The organism is Janthinobacterium sp. 1_2014MBL_MicDiv (assembly GCF_001865675.1).
Lineage (GTDB): Bacteria > Pseudomonadota > Gammaproteobacteria > Burkholderiales > Burkholderiaceae_D > Janthinobacterium.
Map to the genome: position 1 here is coordinate 4,366,590 of NZ_CP011319.1, position 22,653 is coordinate 4,389,242.

At 64.2% G+C, this 22,653-nt stretch carries 21 protein-coding genes, 4 tRNA genes and 1 riboswitch; of the genes, 14 read left to right on the plus strand and 11 right to left on the minus strand.

Going from position 1 to position 22,653, the window contains the following annotated elements; genetic code table 11:
- Window positions 1–269: 269 nt before the first annotated feature.
- From YQ44_RS18905 to glyA, 6 genes are all read right to left on the minus strand, one after another.
- On the minus strand, window positions 270–4,205 hold the full coding sequence (locus tag YQ44_RS18905) for a pilus assembly protein (RefSeq protein WP_071324700.1): 3,936 nt from the start codon (window positions 4,203–4,205) through the stop codon (window positions 270–272).
- The gene (locus tag YQ44_RS18910; protein WP_071324701.1) at window positions 4,202–4,861 is read right to left on the minus strand and encodes a pilus assembly PilX family protein; all 660 of its coding nucleotides are present in this window, start codon (window positions 4,859–4,861) and stop codon (window positions 4,202–4,204) included. The genes YQ44_RS18905 and YQ44_RS18910 overlap by 4 nt, the downstream gene beginning before the upstream one ends.
- Window positions 4,862–4,869: 8 nt before the next feature.
- Window positions 4,870–5,829: a PilW family protein gene (locus tag YQ44_RS18915; RefSeq protein WP_071324702.1), complete on the minus strand. Its 960-nt coding sequence runs from the start codon at window positions 5,827–5,829 to the stop codon at window positions 4,870–4,872.
- Complete coding sequence (pilV, locus tag YQ44_RS18920; protein ID WP_071324703.1) at window positions 5,826–6,419, minus strand: type IV pilus modification protein PilV; 594 nt, start codon at window positions 6,417–6,419, stop codon at window positions 5,826–5,828. Before pilV ends, YQ44_RS18915 begins: the two co-directional genes overlap by 4 nt.
- Before the next feature lie 385 nt (window positions 6,420–6,804).
- Window positions 6,805–7,266 carry a transcriptional regulator NrdR gene (gene nrdR / locus YQ44_RS18925; RefSeq protein WP_071324704.1) on the minus strand — a complete coding sequence of 154 codons (462 nt, stop codon included), beginning with the start codon at window positions 7,264–7,266 and terminating at the stop codon, window positions 6,805–6,807.
- 145 nt (window positions 7,267–7,411) lie between these two features.
- Window positions 7,412–8,659 carry a serine hydroxymethyltransferase gene (gene glyA, locus YQ44_RS18930; protein ID WP_071324705.1) on the minus strand — a complete coding sequence of 416 codons (1,248 nt, stop codon included), beginning with the start codon at window positions 8,657–8,659 and terminating at the stop codon, window positions 7,412–7,414.
- A 111-nt stretch (window positions 8,660–8,770) separates the two neighbouring features.
- Window positions 8,771–8,897, minus strand: a riboswitch (ZMP/ZTP riboswitch).
- A gap of 314 nt (window positions 8,898–9,211) precedes the next feature.
- Here glyA and ybgC point away from each other — a divergent pair.
- From ybgC to YQ44_RS18975, 9 genes are all read left to right on the plus strand, one after another.
- Complete coding sequence (gene ybgC / locus YQ44_RS18935; RefSeq protein WP_071326617.1) at window positions 9,212–9,613, plus strand: tol-pal system-associated acyl-CoA thioesterase; 402 nt, start codon at window positions 9,212–9,214, stop codon at window positions 9,611–9,613.
- A gap of 46 nt (window positions 9,614–9,659) precedes the next feature.
- Window positions 9,660–10,349, plus strand: coding sequence for a protein TolQ (gene tolQ, locus YQ44_RS18940; protein ID WP_071324706.1), 690 nt, complete (start codon window positions 9,660–9,662; stop codon window positions 10,347–10,349).
- 15 nt (window positions 10,350–10,364) lie between these two features.
- Entirely contained in the window at window positions 10,365–10,805 is a 441-nt protein-coding gene (locus tag YQ44_RS18945) for an ExbD/TolR family protein (protein WP_083411949.1), read from the plus strand.
- Between the two features lie 48 nt (window positions 10,806–10,853).
- Complete coding sequence (gene tolA, locus YQ44_RS18950) at window positions 10,854–11,864, plus strand: cell envelope integrity protein TolA (RefSeq protein ID WP_083411950.1); 1,011 nt, start codon at window positions 10,854–10,856, stop codon at window positions 11,862–11,864.
- Window positions 11,861–13,138 carry a Tol-Pal system beta propeller repeat protein TolB gene (gene tolB / locus YQ44_RS18955; protein WP_083411951.1) on the plus strand — a complete coding sequence of 426 codons (1,278 nt, stop codon included), beginning with the start codon at window positions 11,861–11,863 and terminating at the stop codon, window positions 13,136–13,138. Before tolA ends, tolB begins: the two co-directional genes overlap by 4 nt.
- Window positions 13,139–13,178: 40 nt before the next feature.
- Entirely contained in the window at window positions 13,179–13,700 is a 522-nt protein-coding gene (gene pal / locus YQ44_RS18960) for a peptidoglycan-associated lipoprotein Pal (protein WP_071324708.1), read from the plus strand.
- A 133-nt stretch (window positions 13,701–13,833) separates the two neighbouring features.
- Complete coding sequence (gene ybgF, locus YQ44_RS18965) at window positions 13,834–14,592, plus strand: tol-pal system protein YbgF (protein ID WP_071324709.1); 759 nt, start codon at window positions 13,834–13,836, stop codon at window positions 14,590–14,592.
- A 67-nt stretch (window positions 14,593–14,659) separates the two neighbouring features.
- Window positions 14,660–14,735, plus strand: a tRNA-Lys gene (locus YQ44_RS18970).
- Window positions 14,736–14,822: 87 nt separating this feature from the next.
- Window positions 14,823–14,898: transfer RNA gene (locus YQ44_RS18975), tRNA-Lys, on the plus strand.
- Window positions 14,899–15,662: 764 nt separating this feature from the next.
- On the opposite strand, the gene YQ44_RS18980 is transcribed toward YQ44_RS18975, so the two are convergent.
- A complete protein-coding gene (locus YQ44_RS18980; protein ID WP_071324710.1) occupies window positions 15,663–16,784 on the minus strand; it encodes an acyltransferase family protein in 1,122 nt (373 codons plus the stop codon).
- Between the two features lie 142 nt (window positions 16,785–16,926).
- Complete coding sequence (locus YQ44_RS18985) at window positions 16,927–17,262, minus strand: ArsR/SmtB family transcription factor (RefSeq protein WP_071326620.1); 336 nt, start codon at window positions 17,260–17,262, stop codon at window positions 16,927–16,929.
- Window positions 17,263–17,379: 117 nt separating this feature from the next.
- Here YQ44_RS18985 and YQ44_RS18990 point away from each other — a divergent pair, with 117 nt between their 5' ends.
- Entirely contained in the window at window positions 17,380–18,468 is a 1,089-nt protein-coding gene (locus YQ44_RS18990) for an NADH:flavin oxidoreductase/NADH oxidase (RefSeq protein ID WP_071324711.1), read from the plus strand.
- Here YQ44_RS18990 and YQ44_RS18995 read toward each other — a convergent pair.
- Both YQ44_RS18995 and YQ44_RS19000 read right to left on the minus strand, forming a co-directional pair.
- Window positions 18,462–19,949 (minus strand): MDR family MFS transporter, encoded by a 1,488-nt coding sequence (locus YQ44_RS18995; RefSeq protein WP_232250945.1) that lies wholly within the window; start codon window positions 19,947–19,949, stop codon window positions 18,462–18,464. The genes YQ44_RS18990 and YQ44_RS18995 overlap by 7 nt on opposite strands.
- A complete protein-coding gene (locus YQ44_RS19000) occupies window positions 19,946–20,404 on the minus strand; it encodes a MarR family winged helix-turn-helix transcriptional regulator (protein ID WP_071324712.1) in 459 nt (152 codons plus the stop codon). The genes YQ44_RS18995 and YQ44_RS19000 overlap by 4 nt, the downstream gene beginning before the upstream one ends.
- A gap of 130 nt (window positions 20,405–20,534) precedes the next feature.
- Here YQ44_RS19000 and YQ44_RS19005 point away from each other — a divergent pair.
- Both YQ44_RS19005 and YQ44_RS19010 read left to right on the plus strand, forming a co-directional pair.
- Window positions 20,535–20,610 (plus strand) — tRNA-Lys (locus YQ44_RS19005).
- 78 nt (window positions 20,611–20,688) lie between these two features.
- Window positions 20,689–20,764, plus strand: a tRNA-Lys gene (locus tag YQ44_RS19010).
- 54 nt (window positions 20,765–20,818) lie between these two features.
- Here YQ44_RS19010 and YQ44_RS19015 read toward each other — a convergent pair.
- On the minus strand, window positions 20,819–21,598 hold the full coding sequence (locus tag YQ44_RS19015; protein WP_198043761.1) for an AraC family transcriptional regulator: 780 nt from the start codon (window positions 21,596–21,598) through the stop codon (window positions 20,819–20,821).
- A 66-nt stretch (window positions 21,599–21,664) separates the two neighbouring features.
- On the opposite strand from YQ44_RS19015, the gene YQ44_RS19020 reads away from it, so the two are divergent.
- Together YQ44_RS19020 and YQ44_RS19025 are read left to right on the plus strand one after the other, a co-directional pair.
- Entirely contained in the window at window positions 21,665–21,922 is a 258-nt protein-coding gene (locus tag YQ44_RS19020; RefSeq protein ID WP_071324714.1) for a hypothetical protein, read from the plus strand.
- 67 nt (window positions 21,923–21,989) lie between these two features.
- On the plus strand, window positions 21,990–22,598 hold the full coding sequence (locus YQ44_RS19025) for an IMPACT family protein (RefSeq protein WP_071324715.1): 609 nt from the start codon (window positions 21,990–21,992) through the stop codon (window positions 22,596–22,598).
- Window positions 22,599–22,653 lie beyond the last annotated feature (55 nt).

Here is a 22,653-nt window from a genome sequence, read left to right on the forward strand (position 1 = left end):
GGCGCGCACACCGGACGCCAGGCCCGATCCTCGCGGCAAGCGCCACTGCCTGCGCCGGTCATTGTCGCTCGCGTTCCGCCTTGCCACCTTGTCCATCTCCATGCCCCTGCCCCGGCCATTTCCCGCCCTCCTTCTCGCCGCGCCCACGCGTGCGCCGCCACCGCGCCAGCGGCGCCCTGACTTCGCCAACGGCCCTTGCCTTGTCAATGTTCGCCAACGTTCCTCATTGCACCTTTGGCAATTTCACATTCTTTACAGCGCTCGCCACGCTATTTCTTTTTTGCCGCCTCGTGCAATTCACGCCAGTTCGCCACCTCGCGCCAGCTGATGCGCCCAGCGGGCAGCGGCGCACTGACCACCTTGAGCGCCTTGAGCCCGGCCGCGCCAGACAAGCCCGGCTGCAGTACGGCGAGTTCCTTGCGCCCCTCGGCACGCCCCGTCGCGTTGGCGGCAGCCACCGTACTGTTGAGCTCCATCACCAATGGCGGCCCGCGCGCCAGGCCATCGTGCAACTGCCCCGTCTGTGCACCCGCCTGTACCACGCCGGCGGCGTCGGCGGCAAAACCGCTGAGCACGTCGAGCACGTATACGCGCGTAGCCGGCCGCGCACACGGGTCTCGCCCCGGCAAGACGGTATTGAACACCACCTTGCCTGCCGCCAGTACCGGGTTGTGGATGCTGCGCTCGCCCGTCTGCGCGGTTTCGAGAAAATCGAGATACCAGCCGCGCATGGCATCGCTGCCCGTGTAGCGCAACTCGGCGCCATCGACGCGCACGCCGCCCGCCGCCTCGCCCAGGCTGCGCCGCTCCAGCTCGGCACGGGTGCGCGTGGGAGACTGCTCGCGCAAGTCGTCATGGACGGCATAAAACGCCTGCGACAGGAAGGCCGCCGGCCAGGTGTCGGCCGCCTCGACCAGCTTGCCCGTGCCAAACAGCAGCAGATAGCCGCCGCCGGTCGCATACGCCACTTTCAGCTGCTGCGTCACGGGCTGGCGCCGGCCCTGCGCATCGTGCGCGACAAAGATGCGTTTGCGCCCCACGCCATCCTTCCACGGCGGCCCCATGGACAGGTCGAGGCGCCAGATATTACCCTGCAAATCGCCCGCATACAGGTAGGCCAGCGCCCCGTCGCTGCCCGGCACCAGGGCGGGCGGCCCCAGCGCGTGGGCGGTGGCGGTGGCGGTGGCTGCCGCGCCAAGGCCGGCACCGGCACCAGCAACCGGGCCCTCCTCTCCATCGCCATCGCTGTCCACCGGTACTTTCAGCCGGTAGTAATTGCTGCCCAACAGCCACGGCGTGCCGGGCGGCTTGTCCAGCGCCAGCAGGAAGATGGCGGCCGCAGAGGCTGGCGCCGTCGTATCCTTGCCATCGTCCACGCTATTGTTGTAGCCGCTGGCCACCACGGCAAAATCGCGGTAAGCCGGCGCGCCATCCTTGCCGCCCATGTTGACGCGGGCAAAGTCTGGCGGTGCGCGCACGTTGCCGATGAGCTTATCGTCGCGGTCCGTAAATTCCCACAGCGCCCCGTCTTGCGCGAAGCGCGCCGGGTCGGTGATGTCGAGCGCAAACACACCCTGCGCGCCGCCCCCCATGCCGGACACCAGCACTGTCTTCCAGTGTCCCAGCACCAGCACTTCCGCCGTGGCCGCGGCGCCGTCCAGCATGGGGCCCGGACTGTAGTGAGTGCTCGCCATGGCCACGGCGGGGCGTAGCAGCGCACGCGGCAGATAGGCGTACAGCTCGCTGCCGGTGCGCGCGTCGAACGCATGCAGCAAGCCATCGTTTGCGCCCAGGTACAGCATCCTTTTCCGCTGCAGCAGCAGCTTGCGATGCAAGGCGTAATCCGTGCCCGGCATGCCCGGCGCCGGTGCGCCCACGTACGCGAGGTTGCCATAAGGCGCCGTACCCAGGCTGCCTGATCGCCGGCGCAGGAAGCCGCCCGGCCGCCCCACCTCGTGCAGCATTCCGCCCAGCAGATAGGCGAGCCGCGCCTCTCCCTGGCCATCGTCCTGCCCATCCGCGCCACCGCCGCCAGCGAAGGCGGCGCGCTGCTGCGCGTCGAGCTTGTCCCAGGTCAATGGCATCAGGGCGCCCTGGCCATCGAGCGTGTAGACGGGGCGCCAGGTCGCTGGCGTAGCATCCGCCATGGCCTTGTCGCGCTCGCCGGTGCGCCACACTGGCTTGCCAGCAAGCATGCCGCCATCGGCGCCCACGCCAAACGCGGTGCGCGACAAGGTCATGCCGCCATCGGCCAGGCGCATCCGCGTGTGAAACCAGTACGCCTCCTCCGTGCCGCTGGCCAGCGCCATCAGCGAGGGGCCGGCCAGTGCCGCCGTGCCTGTCCCCTTGTCGGCGGCCACGAAGGCGGCGCGCACGCCGGCGATCAGGGCAGCAGGGTCGCTGCCCGCCAGGTAATGGCTGGGCCAGCGGCCATCCACGCTCCACTCATCCATCGCGCTGCCCGCCGCGCTGTGGAAGGGATTGGCGTCGCCGTCCGCGTCAAGAAAGCCGCCATACTTGGCCGCCAGCAACAAGGGAGTGACGGGCGGCGCGCCGGACGGGTCGCCCGGCCGTAAGTCGCCCGCATGGTGTTCGACCGCGCTGCCGCCCTTGCCCCCTGCGCCGGGTCGCAGCGCCTGCACATGCGACCAGTACGCCAGGCCGGCCGCATGGTAGCTGGCGCCACCGGCCCCATCGGCCACCAACTCCAGTCCGGCCAGTTCAGGCCGTGGCGCCGGGTTGCCTTGTCCGCCCTCGCTTTCCAGCTTGCCCACCGCGCGCGTCCACGCCATGACATCGAGCGCGGGCGGCGCATAGCCATCGGCCGCTCGGGCGCGGTCGCTGGCATGCATGGGCGGACTGGCTGTCGGCACATTGCCCGGCACGTAACGATCGCCCGCCATGCCCGCGTCGGCCACGCTGACGACGACCTGGCGCTGGCAACTGGCCGCCAGCGGGTCGCTCCACTGGGTGATGACAGGCAAACCTTCGTCGACGGCAGGCGGCGCCGTGGCGGGCGGCACCACGGCGCTCGCTTGCCGCCCCTGCAGGTAGCGCAGCGATTCGTACAGCAGTTCGGCCGTCGGTGCCGCCCTGGCGTAGGCGCCGGGATGCAGGACATTGCTGCGCCCCAGGCCGTTGATGTAAGCGGTCACCCCGCCGCCATGGCCCGCGCCATGGGGAACATACACGCCATTGGCGGCATTCCACTCGGACTCGGGATTGTCTTGCGGTAAAAAATCGGGCGCCGCCCAGCGCTGGCTGCCCGCATGGGCCAGCGGCGCGCGCAATACGCCGCCGTAGACATAGCCAGCGCCCGGCGGCGCGGCGTTCAGGTGCCCGAACACGCCCACGCGCACCCTGCCGCCATGGCGCTGCACGGCGCCCACCGGCTTGTAGTACTTGCCATACGCGAGGCACAGGTCAGCGCGCAGCGGCCCCTCGGTAACATCGCACACCTGCACCCGCGCCAGGAACACGCCGTGAGTACCCGCTACGCCGGGAACGTCGCAATTGCCGCCCGCCGGCAGCGTACCGTCGCCAAACAGCAGGCGGTTGCGGCAGGAAACGATGGCCAGTTGCGCCAGCGCAAACGGTGTCGCGGCCGCCACGCCCTCGCGCAAAACCTTGCGCGGGAAAAAGGCGGGATGGGCGAAAAAGTCGATGGCATCGTTGCCGTTCAGGCTGTCAGGCAGATAAGCGCGCTGCAGCACCGTCTTGCGCGCCTCGTCGATGACGCGGTCGCCGCCCGTCAGGGCATAGCGGACGATATCGAGCATGCTGGCGCTAGCCCAGTTGAGGAAGTTGCCGCTGAAACTATCGCCGCCACAGCCATGCTGCGCGTCGGCCGGCTTCAGGACAGAGAAGTAAGCGGTCGCTACGCGCAAGTCCGGCACGCTCACGCCATCCTTGCTGCGATACGGATAGCGGTAGCACATGCGCGCATGGAAGTAGCCGGCGTAGTCGCGCTGCGGCGCGTAGTCGCCTGCATGCGCGGCAGCGGCGGCAGCGTGCGTGAACGACAGGTTGAGCAGCAGATTCGGCGGCACGCGGGCACCGTACAAGCCGACGTCGGCCCGCTCCAGCGTCACCGTGGGCGTGGTGGCGCCAACGGCAACGCTGCAACATAGCCAGCACAGCGCCGCCAGCCAGGCCCGGCCAGCGCGCCGCAGCGCCAGCCAATGCCGATGCCGATGCGCGATCATGGCCCCGCTCCGGCTACCTGCTTGCGGTAATAGCTTTGCAGCACCACCTGCGTGCTGTCCTGCGCGCCAAAACCGATGGCCGTCACGCGGTACAAATAATTGCCGGTGGCGAGGCTGCCGATCACGGCCCCCGCCTCTTCGCCGGGCAGGTGAAACGGCAGCAACTCGATGATGTAGCGGGGCCGGCGAAATGGCAAAAAGCCCTGTCCCGTCTGCATGGCCGCGCCCGTAAACCGGCCATAGGGTACGGCGCGGTTCCCGTCGCTCCCGCTGGCCGCCTCGGCACCGCCCAGCTCCATGCTCAGCCACAGCGCCGGCGCGCCCTTTTCCGCCGGCAGGCACAAGCCCAGCTCGCCACCATCGCCGCAGCCGACAGTGAATCCCGCCGCGCTGCCCGGCGCGAACAGGCTGCTGCGTCCTGGCGCGCCGGGCAAGCCTTCGATATCGTTCTGCGCATCCATCAATGCCTCCTCCGCGGCCTGGAACGCGATATGCCGGTCGCGCTCGCCGCGAGCCGCCTTTTCGCCCAGCAATGCCATCTGCGCCGCCGATATGCCCAGCAACAGGATCACGACCAGCAGGCACAGCACGTACACCAGGATCGCCCCCCGCTGGAGGCAAACCGGTGAGCCGCAGCTGGCGCCAGCGCTGGCCATCGTGCCGCCTATGCCGGCCCGTTGCGCAGCAGGATGCTGGTCTGCAGCATGTGCCGCAGCCGGCCACGCAAGGCGGCAGGCAGGGCTGAACGTGCGATGCGCACGCCCGTGTCGCTGGCGCCATGCGCCTCCGCATACGCGGCACCAAACAGGTCGAACTGCGCTGGCCCGGTCTTTTCCGCTTCGCCCGCCTCGCCATGCAGCAGCAACGCCACGCGCACGCTGGCCACGCGCTTCCAGTGCGTGCGGCGGGCAAAGTCGCGCTGGCGTTCGGCCGCGCTGGCGCCCACCAGCAGCAGCGCCGCATCGTAAGCGTCGAGCGCGCTGGCCTTGACGTACTGGTTCGCCACGCCATCGGGCGGCGTATCCGTATCGAGGCCATACAGGACCTGGAAGGTGTCGACGCCACGGATGATGGCGTCGGCGCCCCAGCCGTTCGCGCCACGGTACTTGCAGCGCAATTCTCCCTCGCCGTCGGCGCCCTGCGCCACATAAAAAATGCTCCAGCCCCGCTGCGCCTCCGTCTGCGCGGCGCCGACGCCAAAGCCGGCGCAATTGAGGACGGAGCCATCGCCGTTCTCTCCCATGCCGGCGCCGTAATAGCGCAAGGCCAGCACGTCGCTGCCGTGCACGGCGGCCGGCAGCGGCTGGCTGATGCCCTCGCTGTTCTTGCCCAGGCTGTGCGCGTCAAGCCCGGCGATATTGGCGCTGTCATGCGCCGCGTGGGCGACCGGCGCGGCGCTGCTGTCCCAATTCACGTACGCCGTCTGGCGCACGGCCCTGGCGATGGCATCGAGCGCATAGCGGCCGTTGTCATCCAGGCGCGCGCTGGCGGACTGGTCGAAGTAACTGCCGCTGGCCGCCAGCAGCACGGTGCTGGCGGCCAGCATCAGCAGGGCACCCAGGAACAGGGCCACCAGCAATTCAACCAGGCTCATGCCGCCACGCCGGCGTCGTGCGGCACTCATGCGCCGCCTCCGCCCAGTTGCAATGCCAGCTTGGGCAGCGACTCGCCGGCCCCATTCACGGCAGGCTTACCGTCGGGACGGCGGCCGCGCCAGCCCAGCTTGATGACGATGGGCGCGCCCTTGCCGCCGCTGCAAGCCCAGTGCAAGCCTTGCGCGGCGCTGTCCCATGCCTGGGCATCGCGGCAGATCAGCAGGCGCGCGCCGGGCAAGGCGGCATGCAGCTGCTGTTTCCACTCGGCGATGTCGAATTGCGCCAGCTGTGCCGCGCCGCAGGCGGCGGCGCCAAAGCAGTCGGGCGCGCCGCCAGGCGGTTCGGCACCATCCGGCGCCGCTTCGTAAGCCAGGTTCAAATAGGGATTGTTGGCGTCGGGACCATGCAGGAGGCCGCCATTGGCGCGCATGCGCTCGGCCATGCCAGAAGCCAGCTGGGCGCCGGCCAACAGCAGCGCCGACTCATGGCGCGCGCGCAGGGAAGTCAGCTGCAATATGCTGGCGCCGAGCAAGCCCAGCGCCAGTAGCAGCAGCGACACCAGCACCTCGACCAGGCTGCTGCCGTCCATCGTCGCCCTGCGGCGGCCTCCGTTGCCCATGAAGTGCTCCCTCGCGCAAAACGGACCGCAGGAACGGGCGGCCCAGCTACACGATAGGCGCGGTCAAAGACTCTGGTATGCGGCAGCGCAAACGATGTGGCAAAAAGGCGCGGCGCGAGGAAAAAAAGCTGCTGTAATTGATCAGACCGCTTGCCGGAAACGCCAGGCAAGCAGCAGCCTCGCGCGCGGCATGGCCAGGTGGCGCCTACACGCGGCCGTGACGATGCGGCCATAGGGCGGCCAGCCCTGCAGGGTGCATCGAGTCTGGACGATGGACGATGGACGAATGAGATGGTGCGACAGTGAGGCGACGAATCGCCGGGACGGCAAGGCGCCGAAACGTCCGCGGCACGCCAGCCGCCAGCGCGCCGCGATCAGACGCAAGTCAGGGCTTGCGCGCCTGTCCCACTTCGGCGATCGCATCCTGGAACTCGGCCAGGTCTTCGAAATTCTTGTAGACGGAAGCGAAGCGGATGTAGGCGATCTTGTCGAGACGCTTCAATTCCTGCATGACGAGTTCGCCGATATAGCCGGAATCGACTTCGCGCAAGCCGCTGGTCAGCAGTTTTTCCTGGATGGACGCGATGGCCGTGTCCACTGAGGCGGCCGCGACGGGGCGCTTGCGCAAGGCCAGCATCAAACTGCCGCGCAACTTATCCGCAGCGAACTCCGTCCGGCTGCCATTCTTTTTGACGACGGCCGGCATGATAAGTTCAATGCGCTCATAGGTGGTGAAGCGCTTGTCGCATTTGCTGCAGCGGCGCCGCCGCCGTATGGCATCCCCTTCCTCCGATACGCGCGTATCGAGAACCTGGGTGTCGCCGTGCTGGCAAAATGGACATTTCATGTGGCGGATACAACTTTATAGTAGTGAATGACGGAAAATCGCCGCTCTTAAATTAAAGGGCGCCCGAATCACTCCGGGCGCCCATGGGCACAACGGAATGTGTCAGACAGAATCTTACTCTGTATGACACATTCTGGACAAATAATTATGCGGCGTAGACCGGGTGCGCGTCGGCCAGCACTTTCACGGCCGCTTTCACGCGCTCGATGGTGGCGGCGTCATGCGGATTGTCCAGCACGTCGGCGATCAGGTTGCCCACTTCTTCCGCTTGCGCTTCCTTGAAGCCGCGCGTCGTCATCGCCGGGCTGCCCAGGCGGATGCCCGAGGTGACGAATGGCTTTTGCGGGTCGTTCGGGATGCCGTTCTTGTTGCAGGTGATGTGCGCGGAACCGAGGATGGCTTCGGCTTCCTTGCCCGTCAGGTTCTTGGCGCGCAGGTCGACCAGCATGACGTGCGACTCGGTGCCGCCGGAAACGATGCGCAGGCCGCGCTTGATCAGGGTTTTCGCCAGCACGTCGGCGTTCTTGATCACTTGCTTCTGGTAGTCGACGAATTCAGGGCTCAGCGCTTCCTTGAAGGCGACGGCCTTGCCGGCGATCACGTGCATCAGCGGGCCGCCCTGGATGCCGGGGAAGATGGCCGAGTTGATGGCTTTTTCGTGCTCGGCCTTCATCAGGATGATGCCGCCGCGCGGGCCGCGCAGCGATTTGTGCGTGGTCGAGGTGACGAAGTCGGCGAATGGCACCGGGTTCGGGTACAGGCCGGCGGCGATCAGGCCGGCGTAGTGGGCCATGTCGACCATGAAGTAGGCGCCCACTTCCTTGGCGATCTTGCTGAAACGCTCGAAGTCGATCTTTTTCGAGAATGCGGACGCGCCGGCGATGATCAGCTTGGGCTTGCGTTCGCGCGCCAGGCGCTCCATGGCCTCGTAGTCGATGTCTTCTTCCGCCGTCAAGCCGTAGGACACGACGTCGAACCATTTGCCGGACATGTTCAGCGGCATGCCGTGCGTCAGGTGGCCGCCTTCGGCCAGCGACATACCCATGATCAGGTCGCCTGGTTTCAGCATGGCGAAGAACACGCCCTGGTTCGCTTGCGAGCCCGAGTTCGGCTGCACGTTCGCGCATTCGGCGCCGAACAGCTGTTTCACGCGGTCGATCGCCAGTTGCTCGGCCACGTCGACGTATTCGCAGCCGCCGTAGTAGCGCTTGCCTGGATAGCCTTCGGCATACTTGTTCGTCAGTTGCGAACCTTGCGCTTCCATCACGGCTGGCGAGGTGTAGTTTTCCGACGCGATCAACTCGATGTGATCGTGCTGGCGCACATTTTCTTTTTGAATGACGGCGAACAATTCAGGATCGACGTTGGCGAGGGTGTGATCTTTTGCAAACATGTAAAAACTCCAAGTATGAGGGTGCTTGTACTGGCAGGTTGGATCGAATGAGGGGAGCCGGCGTTAAGTGAATAACAACATTGGACAGGCAGCCTCTTCGTGCTTTTCCATAGTGGCTACCCAGGCGAACGGCTGATGAAAAATCTCACGTTTCCCGGTGGGTGTCCACCTTTCGCCGGTAAGCGGACCGCCACACTGTGGAGATCGCTTCGACTTTTCGCCAGTCACGTGAGACGTAATGGAAATCAAATTGTAAGTTAAGTGCTCAAATTGAGCAAGGAATGCAACGGTGCGGCTATAATCGCCGCGCGCCATGCAAGCCCGGGCACGCCGCAGCATCAACGGGGCCGCTACGCCAGTTCTTAAGCTGAACTTAAACCTGGCTGCGGCATGTAAGCGTATGTTACGAAGCTTGCCATTGGACACCCCAGACTTACAATGCTGCGGTGCAACTTGCATGCTGCTTTTGCATGGCATTCAGGCAAGCGCCTCAAGTCACAAGAAGAAAAATCGCGTAAAATGTTGCTCAATCTCACTACTGGCGCAATAAACATGCCTTCAGTCTTTACCTGGAACGTACGTGTCTACTATGAAGACACCGACGCCGGTGGCATCGTTTACTACGCAAACTACCTGAAGTTCTTTGAGCGCGCGCGCACAGAATGGCTGCGCGCCATCGAGGTAGGCCAGCAGGAATTGCTACAACAGCACGACGCGATGTTCGTTGTCAAAAGCGTCAACGCCGACTATCATGCGCCGGCCAGACTCGATGACACGATAAGATTAACCTTAAGCATAGAGAAAATGGGGCGCGCCTCCATCGTTTTCCTGCAACAAGCCTGGTGCGGCGACAGCCTGCTCAATACGGCACGCGTCAAGATCGGCTGCGTCGACTCGGCACTGCGCCCGCGCGCCGTGCCTGATGCAGTGGCGGCCCGCATGCGCGCCGCCTGAGCCCTACCCGCCACCCCCGGATAATTCACCAACAGACTGCCAGCCAATGAACGTTACACAAGATCTTTCTTTCCTCGCGCTCATCTCCAATGCCCACCTGATCGTGCAATTGATCATGGCCCTGCTGTTGCTGATCTCCCTCACCAGCTGGACCTACATTTTCCGCAAGATGTTTGCGGTACGTCAGGCCCGCAAGCAAACCATCGAATTTGAACGCAGCTTCTGGGCCGGCGGCAACCTGCATGCGCTGCACCAGAGCGCCAACGGCAACCGCGACCAGAGCGGCGCGCTGGCCCGCATCTTCGATGCCGGCATGGGCGAATTCATCAAGGGCAAGGCCTCGTACGGTTCGCGCGAAGCGCTCGACGTCGGCGCCGTGCTCGACGGCGCCCGCCGCGCCATGCGCGCCGCCTTCCAGCGCGAAATGGACGTGCTCGAATCGCACCTGGCCTTCCTCGCGTCCGTCGGCTCCGTCTCGCCGTACATCGGCCTGCTCGGCACCGTGTGGGGCATCATGAACGCCTTCCGCGGCCTGGCCAACGTGCAGCAAGCCACGCTGGCCGCCGTCGCGCCCGGCATTGCCGAAGCGCTGATCGCCACCGCCATCGGCCTGTTCGCGGCCATTCCCGCCGTCGTGGCCTACAACCGTTTCTCGCATGATATCGACCGCCTGGCGATCCGCTTCGAAAGCTTCGTCGAGGAATTCTCCAACATCCTGCAGCGCCAGTCGCGCTAAGAGGGGGCAGCGTCCATGGGCTCTTCATTCAATAGCGGCGGCATGCGCGGCGGCCGAGGCCGCAAGTTCAAGTCGGAAATCAACGTCGTGCCATATATCGACGTGATGCTGGTACTGCTGATCATTTTCATGGTGATGCCGTCGTCGAACAATCCCAGCGTGGTGAACCTGCCCAACGCGGAAAAGACGGCGAAACCGCCCGATGACTATATCCAGATCGTGCTCAAGCCGAACGGCTCGCTGTCGATCGGCGTGATCGGCAAGGAACAGCTGGCGCCGGAAACGGAACCGAACCGCGACGCCCTGCTGCGCAAGCTGCGTGGCTTGCACGAGACCAATCCCGACTATCCCGTGCTGATCGCGGGCGACAAGGAAAGCAAGTACGACGATGTGATCCAGCTGATTTCGGAAGCGAAAAAGATGGGCATCACCCGGGTTGGCCTGGCCACCAAGTAAGCGCACTCTCACGTATCCAGACTTGACTGTTTTTAGATAGACTTGACTTTGCAGACCAAACAAATCGACCATGTACTCGGCAAGCCCTACAGCGTGCCGCGCGAACGCAGCCGCTGGCCCTCACTGGGCCTGGCGCTGGCGATGCATCTTGGCCTGCTGTTTTTCCTGTGGGTGGGCGTACACTGGCAAAATACGGAACCTGTGGCCGTGGAAGCGGAAGTGTGGGACCTGAAGGTGCAGACGGCCGCGCCGCCGCCCGAGGTGGCGACGGAACCGGAGCCGACGCCTGCCCCGCCGCCGGAACCGGAAGTCGAACGGCCCGCCCCGCCGCCACCGCCGCCGGTGGCAGCGCCCGAGCCTAGGGTCGACCTGCGCGAGGCGGAAATCGCCCTCGAGCGCAAGAAGGCCAAGCTGAAGGAAGAAAAGGACAAAGCGGCCGCGGAAGAGCGCCGCAAGCAGGAACAGAAGGAACGCGAGGAAGAAAAACGCGAGCTGGAAAAACAGAAGCAGAAGGAAAAAGACAAGGCTGAGAAGCTCGAGAAGGAAAAGGCCGACAAGCTGGAGAAGGCCAAGCTCGAGAAAGAGAAAGCCCAGGAAAAAGCCGAGAAGGAATTGGCGGACAAGAAAGCCGCGGCGGAAAAAGCCGCCAAGGCCAAGAAAGCGGCAGAAGAGAAAAAAGCCGCCGACAAGGCACGTGCCGCCGAAATGAGCCGCATCACGGGCGCGGCAGGTGCCGGCACGACGGGCACGGCCGAGAAATCGACCGCGCCACGCAAGGACAGCGGCTATGTCGCTGCCCTGACGAGCAAGATCAAGAGCAATATCGCGTACAGCGGTAGCACGGACGTGCCGGGCAACCCGCGCGCCGTGTTCAAGATCGAGCAACTGCCAACTGGGGAAATTATTTCGGTCCGGAAGATCAAAAGTAGCGGCCTGCCGGCGTATGACAGCTCGGTGGAAAACGCCATTAATAAATCGTCGCCACTGCCGAAGAAAAAAGACGGCACGGTGGAACGCGAGATTGAACTCATATTCGAGATGAAGGATTTGCCTAAATGATGATCATGAAAAAAATGAGCTATGTCGTGCTCTGCGCCAGCCTGGTGCTGGGCGCCACGGCTGCCCAGGCGCAACTGCGCGTGGAAATTACCGGGATCGGCAGCAACCAGATCCCCGTTACCATCGCCCCGTTCGTCAATGAAGCGGCGGCGCCGCAATCGCTGTCGGGCATCATCAAGGCCGACCTGGCGCGCAGCGGCGTGTTCAAGCTGATCGACACCGATGCACCGATCGCCGAAACGGCCCCCGTCAGCTACGATCAGTGGAAGTCGCGCGGCGCCGATGCGCTGGCGGCCGGCAGCGTGCAAAGCATGGCCGATGGCCGCCTGGACGTGCGCTACAAGCTGTTCGACACCATCAAGGGCGCCCAGCTGTCGAGCATGAACAATGCGGCCGCACCGCAGTTCAACCGCTTGCTGGCGCACAAGATCGCCGATGACATCTATGAAAAGCTGACGGGCACCAAGGGCGCGTTCGCCACGCGCATCGCCTATGTCACGCAGTCGGGCCGCGAATACCGCCTGGAAATCGCCGACGCCGACGGCGAAGGCATCCAGGTCGCCCTGCGCTCGCACGAGCCGATCATTTCGCCGGCCTGGTCGCCGGACGGCACCAAGGTGGCGTATGTCTCGTTTGAAAAACGCAAGCCCATCGTCTACGTGCAAAACCTGGTGACGCGCCAGCGCACCATCGTGTCGAACGAAAAAGGCAGCAATTCGGCGCCGAGCTGGAGCCCGGACGGCTCGCGCCTGGCCGTGGCCCTGTCGCGCGACGGACATACCCAGGTCTACATCATGAACGCCGATGGCGGTGGCTTGCGCCGCCTGACCACCAGCAGCGGCATCGATACGGAACCCCAATTCTCGGCCGATGGCCAAAGCATCTACTTCACCAGTGATCGCAGCGGCGGACCACAAATCTACCGCATGCCCGTCAGTGGCGGCGAAGCCAAGCGCGTGACGTTTGGCGGCTCCTACAACACCAGCCCGCGGATTTCGTCCGACGGGAAGACACTCGCTTATATTTCCCGTCGCGACGGCAATTTCCAGCTCTACGCGCTTGACCTGGCTAGTGGCCAGGACTTGCGCCTGTCGGACACCGCCAACGACGAATCACCGAGCTTTTCGCCCAACGGGAAATATATTATGTACGCGACCGAATCCGGGCGACGCAAGTCGCTGGCGGTAGTTTCGGTGGATGGCCGCGTCAAGCAGCGTCTGACCACGCAAGCTGGCAATATCAAGGAGCCCACCTGGGGTCCTTTCATGAAGTAATGCAGTACGTTTTACCTTAACCACGACCCGGAGAATAAAAATGAGTAACTTTAAAAGTTTAGCTTTCATCGCAGCTACTGCAGCCCTGTTGTCGGCTTGCAGCACCCCTGTCAAACTGGCAGAAACCCCAGTCGTCGAGCGCGCTCCTGAAAAAACCGCGCCACCAGCAGACGTACGCGAAGTCAACACCGTTGTTGCTGAAACCGTTGACCCGCTGAACGATCCAAAAGGCGTGCTGGCTAACCGCAGCGTGTACTTCGACTTCGACAAATACGTCGTGCGTGAATCGGAAACGCCAGTGGTGCAAAACCACGCGGCTTACCTGGTGAAGACCCCAGCACGCAAAGTCATCATCCAAGGCAACACCGATGATCGCGGCGGCGCCGAGTACAACCTGGCCCTGGGTCAGAAACGTGCTGAAGCAGTGCGCAAGTCGATGGCCGCCCTGGGCGTGTCCGACAGCCAGATGGAAGCAGTGTCCTTCGGCAAAGAAAAGCCTAAGGCTCAAGGTAACAACGAAGCAGCATGGGCAGAAAACCGCCGCGCTGACATCGCTTATTGATATCCCGGGTGAGCGCGGCAGGATTGGCGCTTACCTAACTGGCCAGTCATAGGCATAATAATGGGGCGCTGTGCGGATTTTCACCGCCCAGCGCCCCGTTTGCATGTTTGCGTAACTTTTGAAAGCCCGACTCATGATGACATTCTCGAAAGCCGGCGTCGCCGCCGCCCTGCTGGCCGCCTTTGCCGCCCTGCCCCTGCACGCCAACGCGGCCCTGTTCGACGACGACGAAGCACGCAAGGCCATCCTGGAGCTGCGCTCCAAGGTCGACGCGCTGGCGCGGGACATGAATAGCCGCATCGACACGAAAGCGGACAAGACCAGCACCTTGAGCCTGATCAACCAGCACGACCAGACCATGCAGGAGATCGCCCGCCTGCGCGGCCAGATCGAAGTGCTGGGCAATGACCTGGCCAACGCGCAAAAGCGCCAGAAGGATTTCTACACCGACCTCGACGCGCGCCTGCGCAAGCTCGAACCGCGCCAGGTCACCATCGACGGCCAGGAAGCGGCCGTGGGCGTCTCCGAGCAAGGCGCGTATGACGCCGCCCTGGGCCTGTTCAAGTCGGGCGACTACAAGGCGGCGGCCACTTCGCTGGACGCCTTCGTCAAGCGCTACCCGGAGTCCGCCTACGCGGCCAACGCGCAATACTGGCTGGGCAACGCCCACTACGCCCAGCGCGACTGCAAGAGCGCCATCAGCGCCCAGCAAGTGGTCGTGAAGAACTACCCGGACAGCCCGAAGGCAGCCGACGCCATGCTCAACATCGCCAGCTGCTACACGGAACTGAAAGACAAGGCCAACGCCACCAAGACTTACAACGCGCTGATCTCGCGCTATCCGGACTCCAGCGCCGCCCAGACGGCCAAGGAACGCGCAGGTAAAAAGTAAAACCGGGGAAAAAGTTGCCCGTTAGGTTTGACAGAATCCCGGGCACCCCCTATAATCTTCCTTCTTCGGGTCGTTAGCTCAGCTGGTAGAGCAGCGGACTTTTAATCCGTTGGTCGCAGGTTCGAATCCCGCACGGCCTACCACGAATACGCAGTACTGATCTGCTTGCGAGTTGTTATAGCAAGCATTTTTTACCGCACAGTGTTACCGAAGTTGTTGTAAAAGTTTTTGGGTCGTTAGCTCAGCTGGTAGAGCAGCGGACTTTTAATCCGTTGGTCGCAGGTTCGAATCCCGCACGGCCTACCAAATACTATGAAGAAGCCAACCGTTCGCGGTTGGCTTTTTTGTTTTGCTCTTCCGCTTTCGAAAAACCATCGAGGCGTAAAAGTTAGCAACTGGCACACTCCCCAAATGCCCGCCTTACTCCCTACCAGAAACATTTCGCTCAACAACTGCCGAAAAACTATCGCAACTTTGAAGCCTCTCTTGCGAACGAGCAATTGATTCAAGGGAGAAGCATTCTGGATGCCGAAGAACTACGGCCTCGAATGCCAAGTCAAAAAGACCCATTTCTACCAAAGCCGTATAGCCAACGGACTCCACCCTCTTGGTAACAATACGCTCAACAGCAGGAAGAATTCCATGGCGGTGAATCATTTGCCACGTTCGACTCGCAGACTGTCGCTTTCCCCGCTTGGCAGAAAGAACTTCCTCATAAGCGTAAACCGCCGCCAAACACTCTCGCTCAACCTCACTTACTGAGACGTGCGACTCCGTACGAAGCTGCACGGCCCGTCTTCGCGCCTGATCCGCAAGTTCAGGCTCGCCACGTGCACGCGCATTTTGCGCGAAAGTTTCGCACTCAGCCGGTGATTTCAGCCTTGCAACGCGAGTATCCATGATATGGCCACCAACAGTTATATTGATCGGCACTACGCAACTATATTGCATGGCCTACGTGCAGATTACAGGAAATAGCCCCACAGGGTGACCTTCGTTAGAATAAGCGCCCGCCAATCGCGACTGCAGAACATCAGCACTCATCCACACCTTTTCCCCATATCTACTGCCTACGCCGACACCGTCCGCACGCCAGCCTTCGCCACCCAGGCCTGCACCACGCGTCCCAGCGGCACCTCCACCCAACGATAGAACGCGGCACCGGCCGCCAGGCTGGCGCCCCAGGCCGTCAGCATGCCCAGCGCCTGCCATTCCGGCTCGAGCGGGACGTAACTGGTAAATAATGCATTGACCAGCAGGCTGACGGGAAAGTGGACGAGGAAGACGGCGTACGAGATGCGGCCCAGGGCGTTGATGACGTTCCAGGCGCGTCCACGGGAAGGCGTGCGGGCGCGGCCGAACAGGAACAGCGCGCAGGCGACGATCAGGGCCAGCGCGATGCGGCTGCGATAGTCGATGGCCAGGGCCAGCAGGACGGGCACGGCGGCCAGGGCCATGAGCACGGTCATGGCGCCAGGCTTGCGTTTGGGGTCGCTGGCCCACCAGGCCAGCATGCCCAGGCCATAGCTGCCGAAGAAGTACGGCGCCCAGTTATCCCAGCCGGCATCGAGATTGAAGTACAGCAAGGAAAGAATGATGCCCACGGTGACGGCCAGCGGCATCAGCCAGCCCGGCCGCCGCTGACCCGCCAGGCGGCCACTCAGCCACAGCAGCAACACCGTCAGCAGGTATAGCTGGAAATCGATGGCCACATACCAGGCGCCAGCCGACAGCGATTCATAGCCGAGCACGCCATGCAGCAGCAAGGCATGGGCACTGAGCTGGCCCAGGGTGACGGCGGCCGACATGGAATCGTGCATCATCCAGATGCCGGCCACGGGGGTCGCGACGGCGGCAAGCAGGGTGGCGGCCAGGAATGGCGGCGCCAGCTTGGCATAGCGGCGCCAGATGGCTTGCAAGGGGGAATCGATACCAGGAAGAGCCGCAGGAGCAAGGGACTTGGCGACGAGAAAGCCACCGATGACGAGGAACACTTGCACGGCGATGCGCGCGCTGCCGCCCAGCCAGTCCAGCAAGTCGGGCCACAGCGGTTGCACGTAATCGGACATGGGGCCGTAAAACGCCAGATGGTGCAGCACGATCAATTGCGCCGCGCCCGCCTTCAACAGATTAATCCAGCCAAACTGCGCGCGCAGCACCTTGTCCGCGTCGATTCCTGCCACTGCCTTCATCCACAACCCTTGCCATACAGCCACTTTTCAACAACACAATCCCAGACAAGCGCGTTGCCGATGATTTTGCCGACCGGCCGACATCATAGCCGAGGTTGACAGGTTGCGTCGCCGCGCATCGCCGCACGGCAAGCCGCAGGTGCTACGCGCCGCCCTGCCCGCCAAACTCCTGCAGCAGCGGCTGCTGTGCGAGGATGGCATCGAGCAAGCCGGGAAAACGGCTCTCGATATCGGCGCGGCGCAGGGTATTCATGTGCGTGGTGCCTGCGTTTTCCGTGTAGACGAGGCCCGCTTCGCGCAAGACCTTGAAGTGGTGCGAGACGGTCGATTTCGGCCGTCCACCGTCCAGGTCGCCGCACGCGGCCGCGTCGACGCGGGCCAGGTGGCGCACGATGTCGAGGCGGATGGAATCGCTCAAGGCGTAGAGCACGCGCTCGAGGACGAATTCGCTGGCGGGAGGATGTTTGTGTGGACGCATGAGCAGAATCATACAGCATCGGCTATACTAATTCCATTATTCGAATATTTACGAACTACCGAATCAACATACGCACGCCACCCGCACCTTACTCATCAACAAACCATAAAGGCCACCATGTCCGCCCTCTTCCAGCCCTACACCCTCAAAGACATCACCGTGCGCAACCGCATCGCCGTGCCGCCCATGTGCCAGTACATGGCCGTCGATGGCCAGGCCAACGACTGGCACCTGTCGCATTACGCAGGCATGGCGCGCGGCGGCGCCGGCCTGGTGATCGTCGAAGCAACCGCCGTGGCGCCGGAAGGCCGCATCACGCCCGGCTGCACCGGCATCTGGAACGATGATCTGGCGCAAGCCTTTGTACCCGTCGTGAAAGCCATCAAGGCGGCCGGCGCCGTGCCCGGCATCCAGATCGCCCACGCGGGCCGCAAGGCCAGCGCCAACCGCCCATGGGAAGGCGACGACCATATTGTTGACGGCGACGCGCGCGGCTGGCAAACCATCGCCCCTTCCGCCATCGCCTTTGGCGGCGGCTTGCCGAAGGTGCCGCGCGCCATGGATCTCGACGATATCGCCCGCGTGCGCCAGAATTTCGTCGACGCCGCCGTGCGGGCCCGTGAAGTGGGCTTCGAATGGCTGGAACTGCACTTCGCCCATGGTTACCTGGCGCAAAGCTTCTTTTCCGCCCACTCGAACCAGCGCGACGATATCTACGGCGGCAGCCTGGAAAACCGCAGCCGCTTCTTGCTGGAAACATTGAAAGCCGTGCGTGAAGTGTGGCCCGAGCACCTGCCGCTGACGATCCGCTTCGGCGTGCTGGAATTCGACGGCCGCGACGAGCAAACCCTGCTCGAATCGATCGGCCTGGTACGCCAGTTCAAGGATGCCGGCATGGACATGATCAGCGTCAGCATGGGCTTTACCATTCCCGACGTGACCATCCCGTGGGGCCCGGCCTTCATGGGCCCGATCGCCGAGCGCGTGCGCCGCGAAGCGGGCGTGCCCGTCTCGTCGGCCTGGGGCTTCGGCACGCCGGCCATTGCCGAACGCGTCGTCAAGGAAGAGCAGCTGGACCTGGTGATGGTCGGCAAGGCACACCTGGCCAATCCGCACTGGGCCTACTTTGCCGCCAAGGAATTGAAAGTCGAGCGCGCCTCGTGGACCCTGCCGGCGCCCTACGCGCACTGGCTGGAACGCTACTGATCGTCCTTCACCGTTGCCGGATGCCCTTCCAAGGGCAGTTCCGGCAAGAACAGCAGGAAGACCAGCCCCACTAGCAGCAGCACGGCGCCGGCGCCAAACACGCTGGCGATCGCATGGCGGTAGACTTCCACCGTCTGTACCGCCGCGTGCGCGCCCAGCGCCGAGACGGCTTCCACGCCGTGCCGGTGCAGCTGGTGCGCAAGGATGGCGCCCGACGCCGTCACGCCCAGCAAGCCGCCCAGCGAGCGGAAGAAGGCCAGCATGGCCGTGCCCACGCCGCGCCGCGCCAATGGCAGGGCATTCTGCACGGCGATCGTCATGTTCGGCATCACCAGGCCCAGGCCCGTGCCGAGGAAGAAGATGGCCGGCTCGATGATCGAGTAGCCCTGCGACGTTTCCATGGCCCAGGCCAGCACGGCAAACGCCACGACCGCCACGGCCAGCCCCATCACCTGCACCATCTTGTACTTGCCCGAACGCGACAGCACCCTGCCGTTGAACATCGACGAGGCCACCAGTCCCACCATCATGGCCACCGTCATCACGCCCGACTCCGCGGGCGTCGTGCCCATCACCAGCTGGAAGAACAGCGGGAAGAAGACGCTGGCGCCCATCAGGCCCATGAACGTCACGGCCATCACCAGGCTGGCGATATTGAAGGTGCGGTTCTCGAACAGGTCGGGCGGCAGCACGGGTTCATCCACCCTGCCCACGTGGAATGCCAGCCAGATCCCCAGCAGCACGGCGACGCCGCCGCACACCTTGATGGCCAGCGCATCCCACGGCCACTCGGTGCCGCCCAGCGCCAGCACCAGCAGCGCCGCCGTGACGGCACCCGTCAGCAAGGCAGAACCCAGGTAGTCGATCCGGTGCGCATGCGTGCGCACCGGCTTGCGTATGGCGCGCGCGATGATGACAAAGGCGACCGCGCCCACGGGCAGGTTCACGAAGAAAATCCAGTGCCACGACAGCGCGTCCGTGATGACGCCGCCCAGCACGGGGCCCAGCACGCTGGTGACGGCAAACACGATGGGCACCATGCCCTGCCGCTTGCCCCGCTCGGCCGGCGGCACGATATCGCCGATGATGATTTGCGCCAGCGGCATGAAGCCGCCCGCGCCGAGGCCCTGGATGGCGCGGAAAACGATCAGTTCCGTCATGTTCTGCGCCAGCCCGCACAGCACGGAACCGAGCAGGAAGGTCAGCAAGGCCGTGAAGATCATGGGACGGCGGCCATACTGGTCGGCCAGCTTGCCGTACAGCGGCATGGTGGCCGTCGAGGCCAGCACATATGCCGTCACCACCCACGACAGGTGCGCCATGCCGCCCAGGTCGTCGACGATGCGCGGCAGGGCCGTGGCGACGATGCTCTGGTCCAGCGCGCCCAGGCCCAGCACGGCCATCAGGCCCAGGTAGGTGGCGCGCACTTCACGCTCCGTCAGCGGCGCCTCTGCGCCTGCGGGTTTGGCGGGGCTGCTCATGCCTGGCCAATCTCGAGCAGCGGCTGCATGGCGGCGGCCAGCGCCTCCATCTGCTGCGGCGTCAGGCGGGCGATGCGCCGCGCCAGCGCATCGCGGCGGCGCGCGCGCAGGGTCTCGAGGATGGCCTCGCCTTGCGCCGACACATGCAGGCCGGAACGGCGCCGGTCCTGCGGATCGGGCGCGCTGCGCTCGACGAGTCCCGCCTCGGCCAAAGACTTGATCTGCGCGCTGACGGTGGGCCCGCGCACATTCTGCAGGCGCGCCAGCGCGGCCACGCCGATGCCGGGCTGCTCGTGGATCAGCGCCAGCAGCATGTATTGCATCATCGACACGCCGCTCTCCAGCTCGCCCCCTTCGCGCTGCATCGAGCGCAGCAGGCGCTTGAACGCCGTGCGCAATTCATCGGACAGCGCCAGCGCGCGTTCGGGGATGGGAAGATCTTCAGTATCAGGCATGGGATGATATAAATAGGTAGGCTATCTATCCATATTAGGCCGCATGTGAACCCCACGCAAGGCTTTTTTGCGCCCATGCCCCGCCTGGCCCTTCCCAAAACCACCTTTGGCCGTCATAATAGCCGCCCTTGGGTCGTTAGCTCAGCTGGTAGAGCAGCGGACTTTTAATCCGTTGGTCGCAGGTTCGAATCCCGCACGGCCTACCAAGAATTTGCAGTCCGTTTGCATGCCGCCATGGCAAGCACGCACCGCACAGCGTTACCGCAGCAAGCAGTCAAAGTTTTGGGTCGTTAGCTCAGCTGGTAGAGCAGCGGACTTTTAATCCGTTGGTCGCAGGTTCGAATCCCGCACGGCCTACCAAATACTTCAGAGAAGCCAACCGTTCGCGGTTGGCTTTTTTGTTTTGCGCGCCAGCTACTCCATCCCCTCCCCATACCTGCCCGGCGTCACGCCCATCACGCGCTTGAACATGGCGATGAAGGCGCTGACGTTGTCGTAGCCCAGGTCCAGCGCAATCGTCGTGACGGGCTGGCCGGCGGCCAATAATTCCAGGGTGCGCAGGATGCGGGCGCGCTGGCGCCACGCGGCCGGCGCAAAGCCGGTCTCGGCCTGGAAGCGGCGCGCCAGGGTGCGCGGCGAGACGCCGGCCCAGGCGGCCAGTGCCGCCACGCCCCGCTCGTCGGCCAGGTCATCGAGCACGGCACGCGCCACGCGCAACAGGCGCGGGTCCGTGGGCAGGGGCAAACCGAAGGGCTCGTGAGGCGAGGCGGCGATCTCGTCGAGTATCACGCCCGCCACGCGGGCTTGCCGCGCATCGAGCGCGCCACCTTCCCAGCTGCTGGCGCGGCCCACCGCCTCGCGCAGCAAGCCCGAAACGCGCATCACGCACGGCGCGGCAGGCAAGCTGGCGCAACTGGCCTCGTCCACATACACGCTCCAGCCCGCAAACGGGCCATGCGAACGCAGCGCATGGGCGTGATGGGGCGGCATCCACACGCAGTGGCTGGCGGGCACCACCCACTGCCCGCTGTCGGCGCCGATGGACAGCAAGCCGCGCTCGGCGCCGAACAACTGGCCGCTGGCATGGCGGTGCGGCGGCGTCACCCGCTCCTGTGGCTGAGACATGCGCAGGGCGCGCAGCGGCGCCAGCAGCATCGGCGGCAAGATTGGCGGATTTGACGTATCGATAGTCATAAACAAGGCAGGCAAGACAATCCCGCCATCATACAGTGGAGTCTTTCCATTATTCAGGAGTACATCATGCGTGCCGAAGACGTGTTACCGGATCAACAAAACCAAGGCCAGTTCAACGGCGTCACCGTGCGCAAGGGCACGGTAGGCGCTTTTCTCGCCAATGCCCGCCTGTGGCTGGACGAGGCCAGCGGCGATGCGGAACGGGCCGTCGCCGAGCGCGACATGCTCGACGCCTTGCCCGCCCTGCACGCGCTGGGACTGTTCGACATCGTGCAAGTGCGCGATGCTGCGCTGCACGAGCTGGTATTGCCATCGGCCAGGTAGGCGGCATTGGCTCGTCGCGGGCGCGCATTTCCTCTATCATGCTGCTTTGCCCGCCCTTGCTCCCGCCATGCCGTTTACCATTGCCGCCCCCGTCCACAGCGAACTGATCATCAAGAAAAGCCGCTTCATCGGCTGCGTGCAGCCGATGACGGACCGCGCCAGCGCGCAGCAGGTGGTCAACGATTTGAAGGCGCAGCATCCGGGCGCCTGCCATGTGTGCTGGGCGCTGCTGGCGGGCGGACAGTCGGCGGCCGTCGACGATGGCGAACCGAGCGGCACGGCCGGGCGGCCCATGCTCGACGTGCTGCGCCACCAGGACCTCGAAGGCGTGCTGGCCACCGTCGTGCGCTACTTTGGCGGCGTGAAGCTGGGCGCGGGCGGCCTCGTGCGCGCCTACACGGATAGCGTGGCGCAAGCGCTCTTGCTGGCGGAAAAGACGGCCATCGTGCGCCAGAGAAACCTGCGCTGCACGCTGCCGTATGCGATGGAAGGCATGCTGCGCCGCGAACTCGATGCCGCCGGCGCCACCCTGCTCAAGGTGGAGCATGGCGAAGACGTGCTGTTCGACTTCAGCCTGGCGGAAGCGGCCGCCACTGCCCTGCTCGCCCACCTGGAGGAAGCGGGCAATGGACGGATCAACTGGCTGGACGCGCAGGATAGCGACGGCCAGTCATAGTCGGCAAGTGCGCTGCCGCTGGCAGTCACCAGTCACAAACCGGGTCTTTATCCGC

Coding starts and splice junctions, on each gene's coding strand:
- tolB (WP_083411951.1), top strand. CDS start 11,861: ATGATGATCATGAAAAAAATGAGCTATGTCGTGCTCTGCGCCAGCCTG.
- YQ44_RS19015 (WP_198043761.1), bottom strand. CDS start 21,598: ATGACTATCGATACGTCAAATCCGCCAATCTTGCCGCCGATGCTGCTG.
- YQ44_RS18910 (WP_071324701.1), bottom strand. CDS start 4,861: ATGGCCAGCGCTGGCGCCAGCTGCGGCTCACCGGTTTGCCTCCAGCGG.
- pilV (WP_071324703.1), bottom strand. CDS start 6,419: ATGGGCAACGGAGGCCGCCGCAGGGCGACGATGGACGGCAGCAGCCTG.
- YQ44_RS18905 (WP_071324700.1), bottom strand. CDS start 4,205: ATGATCGCGCATCGGCATCGGCATTGGCTGGCGCTGCGGCGCGCTGGC.
- ybgC (WP_071326617.1), top strand. CDS start 9,212: ATGCCTTCAGTCTTTACCTGGAACGTACGTGTCTACTATGAAGACACC.
- YQ44_RS18990 (WP_071324711.1), top strand. CDS start 17,380: ATGTCCGCCCTCTTCCAGCCCTACACCCTCAAAGACATCACCGTGCGC.
- YQ44_RS19020 (WP_071324714.1), top strand. CDS start 21,665: ATGCGTGCCGAAGACGTGTTACCGGATCAACAAAACCAAGGCCAGTTC.
- nrdR (WP_071324704.1), bottom strand. CDS start 7,266: ATGAAATGTCCATTTTGCCAGCACGGCGACACCCAGGTTCTCGATACG.
- ybgF (WP_071324709.1), top strand. CDS start 13,834: ATGATGACATTCTCGAAAGCCGGCGTCGCCGCCGCCCTGCTGGCCGCC.
- YQ44_RS19000 (WP_071324712.1), bottom strand. CDS start 20,404: ATGCCTGATACTGAAGATCTTCCCATCCCCGAACGCGCGCTGGCGCTG.
- YQ44_RS18995 (WP_232250945.1), bottom strand. CDS start 19,949: ATGAGCAGCCCCGCCAAACCCGCAGGCGCAGAGGCGCCGCTGACGGAG.
- tolQ (WP_071324706.1), top strand. CDS start 9,660: ATGAACGTTACACAAGATCTTTCTTTCCTCGCGCTCATCTCCAATGCC.
- YQ44_RS18980 (WP_071324710.1), bottom strand. CDS start 16,784: ATGAAGGCAGTGGCAGGAATCGACGCGGACAAGGTGCTGCGCGCGCAG.
- glyA (WP_071324705.1), bottom strand. CDS start 8,659: ATGTTTGCAAAAGATCACACCCTCGCCAACGTCGATCCTGAATTGTTC.
- YQ44_RS18945 (WP_083411949.1), top strand. CDS start 10,365: ATGGGCTCTTCATTCAATAGCGGCGGCATGCGCGGCGGCCGAGGCCGC.
- YQ44_RS18985 (WP_071326620.1), bottom strand. CDS start 17,262: ATGCGTCCACACAAACATCCTCCCGCCAGCGAATTCGTCCTCGAGCGC.
- YQ44_RS18915 (WP_071324702.1), bottom strand. CDS start 5,829: ATGAGTGCCGCACGACGCCGGCGTGGCGGCATGAGCCTGGTTGAATTG.
- YQ44_RS19025 (WP_071324715.1), top strand. CDS start 21,990: ATGCCGTTTACCATTGCCGCCCCCGTCCACAGCGAACTGATCATCAAG.
- pal (WP_071324708.1), top strand. CDS start 13,179: ATGAGTAACTTTAAAAGTTTAGCTTTCATCGCAGCTACTGCAGCCCTG.